Here is a 14,883-nt window from a genome sequence, read left to right as displayed (position 1 = left end):
ATATGATAGGCAAGCTACTAGACCATCGTTACCAAGTAATTCGAGTCCTCGCGATGGGAGGATTTGGTCAAACTTACATTGCCCAAGATACTAGGCGACCAGGCAATCCCATCTGCGTTGTCAAGCACCTCAAACCCGGAACTGACCCCAGAGTTTTTGATACTGCTAAACGCCTGTTCAGCAGCGAAGCCGAAACTTTAGAAAAATTGGGCAACCATGACCAAATACCCAGGTTGCTAGCGTATTTTGACGAAAATCAAGAATTTTATCTAGTACAAGAATATATTGAAGGACATACGCTAGCTGAGGAACTTATATCTGGTAAGCGCTGGAGTGAAAGCCAGGTAGTTCAACTATTGCAGGAAGTTCTGGAAATTCTTGAATTTGTCCATCGCCAAGGCGTGATTCACCGCGATATCAAACCGGATAATATCATCCGTCGCGCCTCAGATAATAAGTTAGTTTTAGTTGATTTTGGAGCAGTGAAGCAACTGCGTACACAACTGATAACAGTGGGTGGACAAGCCTCTGCCACAGTGGTTATCGGTACTCCTGGCTATATGCCCACAGAACAAGGGCAAGGTAAACCCCGTCCCAACAGCGATATCTATTCCCTTGGCATCATCGCCATTCAAGCATTAACAGGATTACAGCCAACAGAATTGCAAGAAGACCCAGAAACGGGGGAAGTTATTTGGCGGCATTCAGTAACCGTGAACCATCGACTGGCGGCAGTGTTGTCCAAGATGGTGCGTTATCACTTCAAAGACCGCTACCAAAACGCTACGGAAGCACTGCAAGCATGTAAAGACGCGATTAATCCAGTACCTGCACTTTCCATACCTCAAGAAGTCGTCAACAATTCCAGCTACCAAGCAGCCAAATCCCAGCCTCAAGTATCTCGGCTGCAAACTATTGCAGTTGCACCAGCAAATCCTATCCCCGCAAAACCTGCGCGTAAAGACTCTAGTAAATCCGACCCCTGGCCGATATTAATTGGTATATTACTGGCGGGTGGTGCGGCTGCCTTGGTAGCAAATGTATATCCCAATGTGAAAAATTTAGCTTTAAATCTTACAGGTAAGGATACTGCCTTAGCAAACAAATGCTCGGCTGTTGTTGTCGGAAATTCTAATATCCGTTCTGAACCTAGTTCGATAAATTCTAATAATGTTTTGCAAACTGTTGCTAATAACACCAATTTCGAGGTGACTGGCAAGCGGACAAAACGAGGTTGGATAGAAGTTAAGCTTAAATCTGGTCGTTTGGCTTGGGCACACTCAGATGTGATAACTAATAATCAGGAATGGGGTTCTTGCCTACGTGAAAAGGGCATTGCAACTAGGATTGTAGATGATAGTAGCTTGATTGCGACTCGAATAATTTCTCAGCCAAAACCAAAATCTAAGGATGTAGTAACTCCACCAGAAAAGCCGAAGGGATCAACTTCCGACGCTGGTAAATCAGAACGATCGCAGTCTAATGATAACAGTGCCAATATTGTAGAACAAGCAAAAAAGAAGTATGATTCAGGAGATATAATTGGAGCGATCGCACTTTTAAGATCGGTTCCGGCAAATGCTGCTTCTGGTATCCAAGAGACGGGCAAAATCATTGCCCAGTGGCAGGAAGATTGGGCGAAGGCGGAGGCGTTATCTAATGAGATCAACAAAGCAATAGATGATGGGAAATGGGATAAAGTTTTAGATTATAGAAACCATCCAGAAAAATTGCCTAATACTAAATACTGGCGAAATAGAATAGAACCATTATTTAAACAAGCAGCCGAAAATCTGGCAAAACAGGCACTAACTCAGCTAGAAAATCAAGGTAATCAGAAAAATACCCAACAGAAACTTCCCGATACTAAGCAACCTGCAACCACAGAGACTCCCAATAGCACAGAAACTCCTAAAACTGAGTTTTAACAGTTATCAGTAAATACAGTTTATATCGTTCCCAGCCAGAAACCGGGAGGGAGCATCTCAGCAAATATACCAGGCGATTAAAAATCGCGGCTACACAAACTAAGTCAGCCTACGCAGACTAGAAGAATTTGAAACCCACAGAGGTGGTCACTGAGCTTGTGGAAGTGTGGGTTTTGTTTGTATAGCCGCGTTCGCGTCAGCGTGCCGGAGGCTCTGTTCCATTCGCCAGGGCAGACGTGTTTTTACACTCATTGAGATGCTCCCAACTGGGAACAACTAAATTCGGGCTGCCACCGCCCCAATTCGCAGCAGCAGCCCAATAAAAATCGTTTCCAGATATAATCTGGAAACGATTTTTATCTGTGGTTTTATTTTCCCTATCCGTGCATTTCGTCGTATTCTTGGGCTTCAACTCGTCTTGCTTCCATCCGCGAAGCAGGCAGAAACTCAGCACGACGGACTGGAACCAAGGGCGGCGTATTTCCTTGGTAAGGGTGAATAACTTGTACAGTACGGGCTGGACGCTGCCGTGGTGAGAACAAAGCCAATACCCCAGCGACAACAACACCACCACCAATAGTGAGAGTTGCGCCTCCAACGGCCCAAAGCACGGGTGAAGACCACCAATTATTTTGCGGCTGGAATGTTGCTGCTGTTTTTGGTTGGTTATTCTGCTGGGCTAATTGCCACTGCTGCTGAGTATTGAAATTTTGAACTTGGCCTTGGAGTTGTTGATTTTGCAACTTTAGCTGTTCATTGTCGTTTTTTAAACGTTCCAGTTGCATCTGCGTGTTCAGTTTCTCCATCTCTAGGCGCTGGTCATTATTAGTACCAGTCGGTGGCTGAACCTGATTGGGATACATTGGTTGCCCATAAGGCCCGTAAGGATACATTTGTGGCTGCATTCCTTGGGGCGCTACTACACCTGGGATTTGTGGAGCAACAGCGAAGTTAGATTGTAGAGGGGTATTTGTGCCTTTGAGCAATACGAGAGCCGCCAGCCCAGCTACGGCCACTCCGCCGATAAACGCCATACTCTCACTCATCGCCTTTGCTCCTCGATTGCGACGTAACTATAATCATTTGTGACTGACTCACTCTCACACTCATAAATTATGCCTACTTAATTTCACATAATACTCAAACTATAAGCGACTCTATCAGCTAGTTTTTTTACAAGATCATATCTGATGTTAATATTCAAGACCATAATGGTCAAATTGTCTACCAAGCAAGGATAGAAAAACTACACTGTTATACTTTTTTAATCTACTTTCCCCGTCTAATCAAGAGGAGTATTTGTGCTGGTGTTGGTCGTCTTGATGGCTGCCTTGAGACTTTGGCAAAATTGGGCGATCGCATTTAGTCCCTCCTCTGGTGTCCCTTCGGCTAACCGTTTCACAACAGCACTGCCCACGATCGCACCATCTGCGCCCCATTCCCTTACCTGTCGGGCTTGGGCAGCTTCAGATATTCCAAAGCCGACTGCGATGGGTTTATCAGTAACACTACGAATTTGTTTGAGTAAATCGGACACCCGGTTTTCCAGTTGCGATCGCACCCCTGTTACCCCAGTCACGCTGACTAAATAAATAAATCCTTGAGAAGAACGAGCGATCGCTTCGATCCGTTCCGCAGAACTGGTGGGAGCAACCAACAAGATTACGTCAATTCCCTTGTCACTAGCTGCTTGGAGCAATCCTGCTGCTTCCTCTAAGGGCAAATCAGGTATTACCAATCCTGCAACCCCAGCAGCAGCAATTTGCCCAAGAAATTTTTCAATTCCCCGGTGCAAAATTGAGTTGTAATAGATTAACAGAATAATCGGCGATCGCAATTTGGGAGTAATCCCTTGCAGCATTTCTAGCACCTGCTCCAATTTCGTACCCCTTTGCAAGGCGCGGGTAGCAGCAGCTTGAATGACTGGCCCATCAGCCAGAGGATCGGAATAGGGTATACCCACTTCTATAATGTCGGCTCCATTACGATCTAGAACCTGCAAGGCTTTTGCTGTGGTTTCTAAATCTGGATCGCCAGCGGTAATAAACGGAATTAGGGCGCACTCACGATTGCGCCCAAGGGTTTTAAAGCAATCAGAAATCGCAGTCATTTGTTCAGTTGTCAGTTGTCATTTGTCATTTGTCATTTGTCATTGGTCACAAATGACCAACGACAACTGACCAATGATAACTTTACACCTGAGATTGCTCTTCTTGTTCTATTTCGGCTTGAATTCGTGCTAGTTCTTCGGGAGTAAGCTCGTCTAGCCGCTTTTGCAGAAAGTCTTGCTCATACTGTTCCCGCTGTTGGTGGTAGGTCATTTTTTGTCCCACCGCACGGAAAAAATAGGTGGCTAACCAGCCAACTAAGGCACTGACTAGCAAGACTTGGCTCCATATACCAGCTTTCTGATTATCCAAACCGATTAGCTGCAATCCTAAGTATGCCAAGCCACCGGCAATAAAAACACCCAAGCCAATTCCAATCGCGTCAATCCGTCGCATGAGAGTTATGACCTACCAATCTCGTTAAACTTGAACTTGTCGCCGTTGGGGTCGGAAATTTGCAAACGGCGATAGAACCAACAGACCCGGAAAGAAGAAAAATACCAAAAAGTACATAAAGACACGCTCAATAGAGCTAGCTACATACCAACGCTGCTTCAGGTACAGCAAAACAGCAATGGGGATTACCAAAAGGTAAGCTCCAGCCAAAATCAGATATAGCAGGGCGACAATCATAACTTTCAAGTCTTAAGCATCTGTTTTCCATCATAGGCTGAAGAGACAAACTCAGAGAATTATAGTCATAATGCTTTTAACATAACTGCGCCAAAATTCCTCGAAATCGCTAATCGGGAGGCAAAGCGCAGCTTTGGCTGGCTGGAGTACTTTTACAATGGGCGATTCAACGGATTGCATGACAAAAGCTAATATCATGCTATTATGTGAATCCACTAGCAAACAAATGCTCTAATCAGGCAAGATCGAAAACTCATCCAGATTATTACGAAAAAACCAAGAAGACTTCCAAATCTCTGAAGCGATCGCCCAATCTGGAAAAAATATTTTCGATCTAGTTGGACAAAAGACACAATTGATGGTGGAATAGATAAGGAGGTATTTGCTACCTCTAGAAAATAACTAGTTACACTAGTTGCCAAACACCTGCGGGGGTGTGGCGGAATGGTAGACGCTACGGACTTAAATAATTGAGCCTTGAAGGAGAAATCCCTCAAGTGGAAGCTCTCAAACTCAGGGAAACCTAAATCTGGTGACAGACATGGCAATCCTGAGCCAAGCCGAAGAAAGTCCTGAGTCATGAGTGTTGAGTGCTGAGTAAATTTAAAACTCTTAACTCCCAACTCTTAACTCATAACTGTTCGGAAGGTGCAGAGACCCGACGGGAGCTACCCTAACGTTAAGTCGAGGGTAAAGGGAGAGTCCAATTCTCAAAATCTGAGTTGGCTATTGTCATCAGGTAGTAGTGAAAACTGCGGGAGAATGAAAATCCGTTGACCGTAAAAGGTCGTGTGGGTTCAAGTCCCTCCACCCCCACTAAAAATTTAAAATACCTAAAAGCTTCGATAGAAGGTATGGGCGGGTTATATCTAAATTTATAGATAAACTCGCCCATATCCATATATTTATGTATGGTCTTTTCTGGCGGTAAATAAGTAATTTTACTGAAATATTTGATGAAGAATTAAACAATTTATCTTTAATACTTTATTTATAGCCCTAGTTAATCAAATTTATGTAAAAAGATGACTGAATTTCTGAAGAATAGATTGATGCTCCTGTTAGCCAAGGTTAAGCTGGTAATAATATGAACAGGAAGCTTTTTTGTCCTGATAACTGAAATGACCGCTAATCGTTTATCAATTAGTCAGGAAAATCCCCATTGTGTTACGTCTAACTCTAGACAACTAGATGTGCAAACTGCTCAAGAAGAGGTTTATAGCTTCTTTGTGGAAATTGTCAAAAAATTGCCACCAGAAGATGTTTTACGAGAATTCAAAGGTTTATTTATAGACGGTCTTGATTCTGAATATTCCGATTCTATACCTGGAATATATAGTGTTTTTTTAGATGATAACGAGGAAGAATTATACAATACACTTAAGCGGTGTTGTTACATCATAGTTAATAATTGGAAAACTAACCGAAAAGACAAATATATCCAAGACTTAGTTAATTTATTTACTCATGAGAATCTGAAAATCACAGAGAATAGTCCTCCATTAGTAAAAACTTGTAAAATCTGGTTAGAGAAGTTTGCCAACAGCAAAGATTATCAGGATCTCAAATTATTTGCTACTAAGTATGAAGAATCATTTAAAGGTCATTGGGCTAATCGCTACACTTCCTATTTATTGATCGATCAATCTGTTAATAATAAGAACCCTAAAGAGCAACAAGAGGCTGCTAGAAGGCTTTCTAAACAGATAAAAGACAAATTTAAGTTTGAACTAGCAATGTATATTGCTCGTTCTCAATCTGCCGTCTCAAGCACAACACGCTATAAAAATCCCAGTATTTTGGGAGATCAAGCTCTGCGCTTAATAAAAGCAATTGTCTTAAAGAAAGGCGTATTTAGCCATGATAATATTGCCCATATATTTATCAAGCAAACTGAAAATCAAACTCTGAAAGAATTTAAAACAAATCTAGAAAAATATCTATTTTTTTCTGTAGAAAATCAAGAATCAGTTGAAACTTGGCGGCGGCAGTTTGCACAGAGTTTATCGTTATGGAAGACAGATTATAACCAAGAAATTATCACTAAAGAATTTTTCTTGAGAACCTGTAATCGAGTGATTGATTACTTTACAATAGAAAATGCTAAAGAACCTTCGCAATTATTTATTTCATTAATTGGCCAAGGTCATGCTCTAACCCTGGTAATTATATTATTAAAGGTTATTTTGATTTGTAGAAATTCTCGAAGACATTTAGAAACTCGGATTGCTCATTTGATTCGTTATTACGAAAATTATTCCGAAGAGGAATGCAAAGGAGTCATAAATTTTATCGAGATTTTTAATATCACGTTCGCCATTTATGCAGAAAATGTAGAATATAACTTGATTAAGATGGAAGAACAGCAAAGCAGTAATCAGCAATTAAATCTGGATAGTTATCGTGTGTTTTCACAGATGAAAGTAGATAGATAAAAATGAGTTTTGCTTGATTCAGGATTTCGCAAGGTGTTCATCTAACCAAGCGAGGGCAGCACCCGCAGTTTCAGCTAGAATACTAATGAGGCGATATAGAGCGATCGCACTAAATACTAAGGCAGCTGGAAAGTGGTGTCGTAAAAGTTCATACGCAGTCGCTTCAAACACACCTAATCCACCAGGCGCACCCGGTATAACAAATCCCAACAACCAAGCGCAACTAAAAGCCCCTAACAACAAAGGAATTTGATTCGTATTCAACGAACCCAAGGCGAACATAGTTAATATAAACCCAGTGGCGCGTAGTCCCATAAAGCCCACTTCTCCTAACAAAGGACGTAAAGGGTAGCTTTTAACACTGAAGGGAACAGTTGGTTGAGTGGTAGCAGCAGACTTTTTTGCTTTTAATTTATACAAAAAACTAATAACGGGGTTCAAAAACCAGGGATGAATCGCACCAAGGACTACAGCTAAACTGAGAAATTGTAGTACTTGTATAACAAGGGTGGTATTCGCTGCTGCAAACTGGCTACTGCATAAGACAATGATGATTAAAGCAGCCGCTAACATGAGTAGCGGTTCCAGTAAAACGCTTAAGGTGGCTGCGCCAGTAGGAATATTGGCATTTTTGGCGGCGATAATTCGCCCGTAGTGATGCCAGATATTACCTGGTAAATACTTCGCGATGTTTGTTTTTAGGTAAACTTGGATGAATTGGGGAGATGATACAGGTTGATTTAACTCTTGAAGAATCCAAGTCCAGATCCAGCCTGCCCAAGTATGAGCTAGTAAAGTTACCCCTGTAGCGATCGCCATAATTGCCCATCCTACCTCATCAATACGGATAGCAGTTACTTCAATCCAATTATCCTTCAGAGCTTTTCCTAAAAAAAACAGCGTCCCCCCCAAAATTATCCAGCGCAAAAATTGCTTCATGAATTTAGTCATTTAACGGTAGAGCAACAAAGGTTAAATACTCAAATATTATGGGACATCAGCTATATCTCCAAAGCTTTTGAAGTATCAAACAGGTTGATGTAGCTCTTTTGACAACAATCATATTATTTTAGTTTATATCTCCCTAGAGTTAGATAAAATTATTCCTTTTGCGCTAATTCAAATGTGACCTGCGCTAGAGGTAAAAATCATTTAATTATTCATATCATTAATTAAAGTTATTATTCTTTCTGAATGCTTGGGATACAAAAGTAATTCCAAATGCCATCTTGGTTGAAATTTAACTAGTCACAAAAAATGCAAGGAGTTAGAACTATGAAAAAAGCAATGACTTGGCTGAGAAATATTCGTCCTTTGAAAGTTTTAACTGTTTTTTTAGCAGGGATATTCCTATTTTTGACTCAGGCTTGTGGTGCTCCAGGAGTAGCAGCACAGCCACCACAGCCTGGTTATCAAGCACCTAATGTCGAGCGATCTGATTCCACTAAAGATTATCCTCTGAATTCTCCTGCTGGTGGGATGAATAACTTCAGTGATGTAGATCCTAGAGCGATAGATGAAAAGGCAGCGAATGATAGAGCTAAGGCTTTAGTGAAAAATGCTCAAAAGAATATCGATCAGAAGGGAGTTGACAGTCGAGAGCAATATGGCCGGAATTTTCAGCAAGGGACACCCCTTGGTGAAAGAGTAAAAAACCTGGGTGAAGATATCGGCAGTTCCGCTGATGAATTGCGCGAAGGTCTTGTAAAGGGGACTCAGCGAGGAATTGAAAATATCAAGGGTAATACCCAGAATGCTAGCGAAGACGTGACAAAAAATGTGAAGCGTGGGGCTGAAGATGCTGGTAAAAATGTGAAGCGCACAGCTGAAGATGCAGGCGATGCAGTGAAGGGAGCAGTCAGAAACGCTGATTGAAATTAGTCTTTCAATCTTTTGCAAAAATATCAAAGCGTCCACAGACTTATAGTCTGGCGTTACCAAACAAAGCCTGCGTAGACAGGCTTTGTTTGCGTTTGAGATGGAGTTTATTTAATTCAATACGGTTCACTTAAGGCTAATAACTAAAACTGGCGTAGGCGTAGGTTGGGTTGAGGAACGAAACCCAACATTATCAAGGATTTGTTGGGTTGAGCGTAGCGAAACCCAACCTACTATTCTTCTTAACTGAACCGTATTGGGGCTTAATTCCTTTGAATTCTATTCATAGATATCTCTAGAAATTAAATATGCATTATCTAGAATCCTTGTAGAGACGTAGCAGTGCTACGTCTCTACATTATTTTTCATATCTCTAACAAGTCTTTGAACTCCGTTAATGAGTCTTGGAACTCCATTAATGAGCCTTTTAGCTCCATTAATGAACCTTTGAACTCTATTAATGAACCTTTGAACTCTATTAACGAGTCTTTTAGCTCCATTAATGAACCTTTGAACTCCATTAACGAGCCTTTGAACTCCATTAACGAGCCTTTGAACTCCATTAACGAGCCTTTGAACTCCATTAATGAACCTTTTAGCTGCGTGAACGATTTTTTTGTGCTGTCGGTAATTGCCTGCAACTGCGCTGTAGTAGAGTGTAACTAATTGATAGCGCTGTGAATAAAATCCTAATTTGTTCAGCTAATCCTCAAAATAGGCAAAAACCGCCCTTGAATGACAAAGCACAGAATTATCCAACTTCTGTACAAGATTGACTCGCAACTAGAAAAGCTTTTCCACTCAAAAAGCTGAAGGAAGACAAGGTTAATAGTAATGTTAAACTCACAGACTAAACGCATCTTCATCAGCTACAAGCGTAATGCTAGCCCCGATGAACCAGTAGCGCTGCAAGTCTTCCAAGCGCTATCGCAGCAGCACAAAGTTTTTATCGACCAAACCATGTCCGTTGGTACACGCTGGGCTGAATGTATTGAAGCAGAAATCCGCCAAGCTGATTTTCTGATTACTTTCCTTTCAGCCTTGTCAACCAGCAGTGAGATGGTGGTGGCAGAAATCGAGACAGCACACCACTTGGCAAAATCACAATCAGGACGCCCGATAATTCTCCCAGTGCGTCTGGCGTATCAAGAACCGTTCTTGTATCCCTTGAGTGCTTACTTAAATGGGATTAACTGGGCGTTCTGGAAAGATGCAGAAGATACGCCGCGCCTAATTGCAGAGTTGTTGCAGGCTGTCTCTGGCGGTGCATTGGCTATCAGTGAAGGAAAATCGAAAGCAGACTTACTCCAGATGAGTCAGCCGTCACTCCTACCCCGTCCCTTTCCTTCAGCACAGCCCGTCTCGCTAGAAATGCCCGAAGGGACAATGGAATCGCAATCTGCTTTTTACGTGGAACGCTCATCTGATGCACTTACTTTAGAGACTATTGAGCGGCAGGGTGTGACAATTACAATTAAAGGCCCTCGGCAAATGGGCAAAAGTTCGCTGTTAATCCGCACAATTCATACTGCTGTGAATGCAGGGAAGCGGGTTGCTTTGCTGGATTTTCAATTATTTGATAAAGCCGCCTTAACTAATGCTGACCTTTTCTTTCGCCAGTTCTGTACTTGGTTAACCGATGAACTGGAAATGACTGACAAGGTTGATGAGTATTGGAATATGCCTTTGGGCAATAGTCAGCGCTGCACTCGCTATGTTGGCCGCTATTTGCTGAAGGAGTTTGGCAACCCCATTGTCTTAGCGATGGATGAAGTTGAAAGGGTTTTTGATACAGATTTTCGCTCTGATTTCTTTGGTATGCTGCGAAGCTGGCACAATAGCCGCGCCACTAATCCCATCTGGAAGCAACTGGATTTAGCACTGGTTACTTCCACCGAACCCTACCAGCTAATTGATAATCTCAACCAATCACCCTTTAATGTTGGGCTAGTAATTGATTTAGAAGATTTTACAGCAGTACAGGTTGCTGATTTAAACCGCCGTCATGGTTCACCCTTCAACGCTAGCGAAGAAAAGCAATTAATAGCGTTGCTGGGTGGACATCCTTATTTAGTAAGGCTTGCACTTTACTCAGTTGCAAGCGATCGCCTCCATCCTACCGCACTATTTGCCAATGCGATGGCAGATAATGGTCCCTTTGGCAATCATCTGCGTAACCACCTCTTCCGGCTGCATAACAAACAGGAGTTAGTTCACGGTATGTTCCAAGTAGTTCGCCAGAACACCTGTGAAGATGAGCGCATCTTTTTCCGCTTACGGGGTGCAGGTTTAGTACGCCGGGAAGGGCGTGTAGTGTTTCCCCGTTGTCAACTTTACACTGATTATTTCCGGGAGCATCTGCGTGGCTAATCCAAACATTTACACTGTAGGCGGGACTGTGCAAGCTGGGGGTGGCATTTACATTCCCCGCCAAGCTGATGAGGAACTTTTAGCACTGTGCCGTGCCCGAACTTTCGCTTATATTCTTGCTCCACGGCAGGTAGGCAAGTCCAGCTTAATGGTGCGGACTGCCGAACAACTAGCTGATGAAGGTATCCAGTCGGTGATTATCGATCTGACTCAGTTGGGGGTACAGGTTACTGCTGAAGAATGGTATCTAGGTTTGCTTACCATCATTGCCGATCAACTTATGCTGGATACCGATGTTCTTCAGTGGTGGCAGTCTCTTAAGCATTTGGGCATTACTCAACGGTTAACCAGGTTTTTTGAGGAAATTTTGCTGGTTGAAATTGCGATACCTGTGGTGATTTTCGTTGATGAAATTGACACCACTCTCAGCCTGGACTTCACCGATGACTTTTTTGCGGCTATTCGATATCTCTACAATGGCCGTGCCCGTCTGCCTCAATTTCAGCGTCTCTCTTTTGTCCTTATCGGCGTAGCAACACCAGGTGATTTAATCCGTGACTCCAAGCGGACGCCCTTTAATATTGGACAGCGCGTAGAGTTAACCGACTTTAACTTAGAGGAAGCACTAACTCTTGCTGATGGACTGGGTTTAACACTAGAACAGTCACAGCAGATGCTCAAGTGGGTACTGAACTGGACAGGGGGACATCCCTATCTAACGCAGCGTCTCTGTCGGGCTATAACAGAGCAAGACAAGAACAATTGGTCTCAAGCCGAAGTTGACCGCGTTGTAAACAGTACGTTCTTTGGTGCAATGAGCAAACAAGACAATAACTTACAGTTTGTGCGGGATATGCTTACCAAACGAGCACCCGATCTGTTCGCTGTCTTGACTACCTACAGAGAGATCCGCCGTGGAAAGCGCATTGTCTTGGACGAAGAGCAGTCGTTGGTGAAGTCCCACCTCAAACTCTCAGGTATTATCGTCCGCCGTGAGCACGCTAGCTTGTGTGTACGCAATTTGATCTACAGGAAAGTATTTGATGATAGGTGGCTCAAAGAACATCTACCAGTTCCGTTGAAAATGCTGACAGTTCAGACTGTGGTTCTTACAAGTGTAGTTACAACGATTTTGATTGTGGGGATGCGGCTTTTAGGAGTGTTGGAGGCTGGAGAGTTGAGTGCTTTTGACCTGATGATGCGATCGCGCCCTGAGGAAGGACTTGATCCGCGCCTACTGATAATCACAATTGACGATGATGATCTGGCAACTCAGCAACTAAATGGTGAGTCCTTGAAAGGATCTCCTCTCTCCGAAAAATCTCTTAACAATCTCCTGGCAAAACTGAATCAGTACCAACCCCGTGCGATCGGCTTGGATATCTACCGTGATTTTAAAGCCACACAACCAGATTTAATTACTCGTCTTCAAAAAACTCAGAACTTGATTGGCATATGCAAGGGGAGTGATAGCTCAGAAAATATCAAAGGCATTGAGCCGCCACCAGAAATCCCTCCAGCAAATTTGGGATTCAGTGACTTTATTCACGATCGCGATGGAGTTATTCGTCGTCATCTTCTGTTCATGAATCAGGAGACGACATCATTGTGTTCTGCTCCATATTCCTTCAGTTTACAACTAGCATCCCTTTATCTGCGCCCTTTAGGAATTCAAACAAAGTTCACCTCTGAAGGGAATTTGCAGTTGGGTAAAACTATTTTTCCAAATCTGAAGTCTCGTACTGGCGGCTATCAAGGTATCGATGCCAATGGCGGTCAAATCTTACTCAATTACCGTTCCTCAAAAGAGATAGCCGAACAGGTGAAGCTAACCCAATTTTTATCTAGTCCGATTAACTCCAGCGCTATCAAAGACCGAATTATTTTGATTGGTGTGACGGCAAAGGGCAATTCTCCAGACACCTGGCCTACGCCCTATGGCGTTCTTTTAGATGAGCAAATGCCAGGAGTATTACTACAGGCGCATATGATTAGCCAGATCCTCAGTGCTGTCCAGGATGGGCGACCGTTACTGCGAGTTTGGTCACTGTGGATTGAGGTGGTCTGGATTTGGGGGTGGTCTTTGGTGGGGGGAATGCTTGCTCGACAGTGGCGTTCGCTCCCTTGGTTGGCATTAGCAGTAGGTGTTACCTCTAGCGTTCTTTATGTAGTTTGCTTTGTTCTCTTAATCTGGGGTATTTGGGTGCCGTTTCTTCCTTCATTATTAGCTTTAATGGCTACAAGCGGAAATGTAGCAGGAATTCGTATTGCCTTACAAAAACAGGAGATGTCTAATAGCAGCTAATTACTGTTTGACAGACTCGAACCTGCTTGAGAGGTGAAGAGATAACAGATGTGATAGCGCGGTGCATAACTGAATACATCGAAATTTGTAATCGGAGAAAGTGCGATCGCCTCTATAATTTCAGATTATGGTGCGTCACCGAATAGCCCGTGGTAGCGATCGCTCTTGCTCTAATCTAAATACAGCATTTCATTAATTTGTAGCAAATTAAATTTTGCAATCCCCTGCAATGCGATTGTATTGCCTTACGCTTTTACGCAAAACTGTAATAAGAAACTGCGTAGGCGTAGACATCGCTCATTCACCACCAACACTACAAATACTTCTGCAACAATAACCCTAACTTTTCCTTCGTCGCGGCTGGTGCTTTATCCAACTGAGTCAAAATCGCATACTGCAACGCCGAATGCGCGTCACTGGTTGGCGGATTTTCACTCAAGCGCCGCACAGTTTCTTGAATCACCTTTTGAGCATTCACAGCATTTCGCAGCAAATTGCCAATCACCATCTCCACCGTCACACTGTCATGGTCTGGATGCCAACAATCATAATCTGTCACCAGCGCTAAAGTTGAGTATGCAATTTCCGCTTCCCTTGCCAACTTCGCCTCTGGTAAATTGGTCATGCCAATAATTGTTGCATCCCAACTGCGGTAAAGATTCGATTCAGCCTTTGTAGAAAAAGCTGGCCCTTCCATGCACACATAAGTGCCGCCGCGATGGAGAGTAACTTCTGGTAAATTGAGAGATGCGATCGCATCTGCCAACACAGTCGCCAAATTTTTACAAATCGGATCGCCAAAGGCAATGTGAGCCACAATTCCCTCACCAAAAAATGTTGAAATCCGATTTTTCGTTCTGTCGATAAACTGATCTGGAACTACCATATCCAGTGGTTTCGCCTCTGCTTTCAAGGAACCCACAGCACTAGCTGAAATTAAATACTTTACACCCAATTGCTTCATTGCATAGATATTAGCGCGAAACGGTAACTCAGAGGGTAAAAGCGTGTGATTACGACCATGACGCGCCAAAAAGGCTACCCGTGTACCATCCAAAGTTCCTAGAATCAAAGCATCAGATGGTGAACCAAAAGGAGTCTCGACTCGCACCTCTTCGACATCTTTGAGGGCATCCATTTTGTAAAGACCGCTACCACCTATAATCCCAATACTAGCTTGAGCCATGATTCTGAACCTGTTCCTTACCGATCTCCTCAGTTATTTT

General features: G+C 43.0%; 12 protein-coding genes. 5 read left to right on the top strand and 7 right to left on the bottom strand.

The genetic code is table 11. The features are described 5' to 3' along the window. The first annotated feature begins 2 nt into the window (after window positions 1-2). Window positions 3-1,928: a serine/threonine protein kinase gene (locus V7K53_RS23885; protein ID WP_335200034.1), complete on the top strand. Its 1,926-nt coding sequence runs from the start codon at window positions 3-5 to the stop codon at window positions 1,926-1,928. A gap of 377 nt (window positions 1,929-2,305) precedes the next feature. Here V7K53_RS23885 and V7K53_RS23880 read toward each other — a convergent pair whose 3' ends face one another. From V7K53_RS23880 to ndhL, 4 genes are all read right to left on the bottom strand, one after another. Then, window positions 2,306-2,974, bottom strand: a complete 669-nt coding sequence (locus V7K53_RS23880) for a heterocyst differentiation related protein (protein ID WP_335004721.1) — start codon at window positions 2,972-2,974, stop codon at window positions 2,306-2,308. A 236-nt stretch (window positions 2,975-3,210) separates the two neighbouring features. After that, a complete protein-coding gene (gene trpA / locus V7K53_RS23875; protein ID WP_335200033.1) occupies window positions 3,211-4,038 on the bottom strand; it encodes a tryptophan synthase subunit alpha in 828 nt (275 codons plus the stop codon). A gap of 82 nt (window positions 4,039-4,120) precedes the next feature. Continuing rightward, complete coding sequence (locus V7K53_RS23870) at window positions 4,121-4,432, bottom strand: DUF3007 family protein (protein ID WP_335200032.1); 312 nt, start codon at window positions 4,430-4,432, stop codon at window positions 4,121-4,123. 24 nt (window positions 4,433-4,456) lie between these two features. Beyond that, a complete protein-coding gene (gene ndhL / locus V7K53_RS23865) occupies window positions 4,457-4,669 on the bottom strand; it encodes an NAD(P)H-quinone oxidoreductase subunit L (RefSeq protein WP_094347179.1) in 213 nt (70 codons plus the stop codon). A gap of 1,121 nt (window positions 4,670-5,790) precedes the next feature. On the opposite strand from ndhL, the gene V7K53_RS23860 reads away from it, so the two are divergent. Then, complete coding sequence (locus tag V7K53_RS23860; RefSeq protein WP_335200031.1) at window positions 5,791-7,104, top strand: hypothetical protein; 1,314 nt, start codon at window positions 5,791-5,793, stop codon at window positions 7,102-7,104. An 18-nt stretch (window positions 7,105-7,122) separates the two neighbouring features. Here the strand turns inward: V7K53_RS23860 and V7K53_RS23855 are convergent, their stop codons facing one another. Continuing rightward, the gene (locus V7K53_RS23855; protein WP_335200029.1) at window positions 7,123-8,043 is read right to left on the bottom strand and encodes a lysylphosphatidylglycerol synthase domain-containing protein; all 921 of its coding nucleotides are present in this window, start codon (window positions 8,041-8,043) and stop codon (window positions 7,123-7,125) included. Between the two features lie 336 nt (window positions 8,044-8,379). Here V7K53_RS23855 and V7K53_RS23850 point away from each other — a divergent pair, with 336 nt between their 5' ends. After that, on the top strand, window positions 8,380-8,979 hold the full coding sequence (locus tag V7K53_RS23850) for a hypothetical protein (protein WP_335200028.1): 600 nt from the start codon (window positions 8,380-8,382) through the stop codon (window positions 8,977-8,979). Between the two features lie 368 nt (window positions 8,980-9,347). Here V7K53_RS23850 and V7K53_RS23845 read toward each other — a convergent pair whose 3' ends face one another. Further along, on the bottom strand, window positions 9,348-9,545 hold the full coding sequence (locus V7K53_RS23845; protein ID WP_442940508.1) for a hypothetical protein: 198 nt from the start codon (window positions 9,543-9,545) through the stop codon (window positions 9,348-9,350). A gap of 271 nt (window positions 9,546-9,816) precedes the next feature. On the opposite strand from V7K53_RS23845, the gene V7K53_RS23840 reads away from it, so the two are divergent. After that, the gene (locus tag V7K53_RS23840; RefSeq protein WP_335200026.1) at window positions 9,817-11,352 is read left to right on the top strand and encodes an AAA-like domain-containing protein; all 1,536 of its coding nucleotides are present in this window, start codon (window positions 9,817-9,819) and stop codon (window positions 11,350-11,352) included. Further along, entirely contained in the window at window positions 11,345-13,657 is a 2,313-nt protein-coding gene (locus V7K53_RS23835) for a CHASE2 domain-containing protein (RefSeq protein ID WP_335200025.1), read from the top strand. Before V7K53_RS23840 ends, V7K53_RS23835 begins: the two co-directional genes overlap by 8 nt. 313 nt (window positions 13,658-13,970) lie before the next feature. Here the strand turns inward: V7K53_RS23835 and V7K53_RS23830 are convergent, their stop codons facing one another. Next, window positions 13,971-14,843 (bottom strand): S-methyl-5'-thioadenosine phosphorylase, encoded by an 873-nt coding sequence (locus V7K53_RS23830; protein WP_335200024.1) that lies wholly within the window; start codon window positions 14,841-14,843, stop codon window positions 13,971-13,973. Window positions 14,844-14,883 lie beyond the last annotated feature (40 nt).

It is taken from the genome of Nostoc sp., from assembly GCF_036917355.1.
In the GTDB taxonomy this organism is placed as follows: domain Bacteria; phylum Cyanobacteriota; class Cyanobacteriia; order Cyanobacteriales; family Nostocaceae; genus Nostoc.
The sequence above is the reverse complement of the archived record's forward strand: the minus strand, read 5'-3'. Positions and strand labels throughout refer to the sequence as shown.

Bases quoted from the DNA above. Each gene is read 5' to 3' on its own strand.
- V7K53_RS23860 (WP_335200031.1), top strand. From the start codon at position 5,791: ATGACCGCTAATCGTTTATCAATTAGTCAGGAAAATCCCCATTGTGTT.
- V7K53_RS23840 (WP_335200026.1), top strand. From the start codon at position 9,817: ATGTTAAACTCACAGACTAAACGCATCTTCATCAGCTACAAGCGTAAT.
- V7K53_RS23845 (WP_442940508.1), bottom strand. From the start codon at position 9,545: ATGGAGTTCAAAGGCTCGTTAATGGAGTTCAAAGGCTCGTTAATGGAG.
- V7K53_RS23830 (WP_335200024.1), bottom strand. From the start codon at position 14,843: ATGGCTCAAGCTAGTATTGGGATTATAGGTGGTAGCGGTCTTTACAAA.
- V7K53_RS23850 (WP_335200028.1), top strand. From the start codon at position 8,380: ATGAAAAAAGCAATGACTTGGCTGAGAAATATTCGTCCTTTGAAAGTT.
- V7K53_RS23870 (WP_335200032.1), bottom strand. From the start codon at position 4,432: ATGCGACGGATTGACGCGATTGGAATTGGCTTGGGTGTTTTTATTGCC.
- V7K53_RS23855 (WP_335200029.1), bottom strand. From the start codon at position 8,043: ATGAAGCAATTTTTGCGCTGGATAATTTTGGGGGGGACGCTGTTTTTT.
- ndhL (WP_094347179.1), bottom strand. From the start codon at position 4,669: ATGATTGTCGCCCTGCTATATCTGATTTTGGCTGGAGCTTACCTTTTG.
- trpA (WP_335200033.1), bottom strand. From the start codon at position 4,038: ATGACTGCGATTTCTGATTGCTTTAAAACCCTTGGGCGCAATCGTGAG.
- V7K53_RS23885 (WP_335200034.1), top strand. From the start codon at position 3: ATGATAGGCAAGCTACTAGACCATCGTTACCAAGTAATTCGAGTCCTC.
- V7K53_RS23880 (WP_335004721.1), bottom strand. From the start codon at position 2,974: ATGAGTGAGAGTATGGCGTTTATCGGCGGAGTGGCCGTAGCTGGGCTG.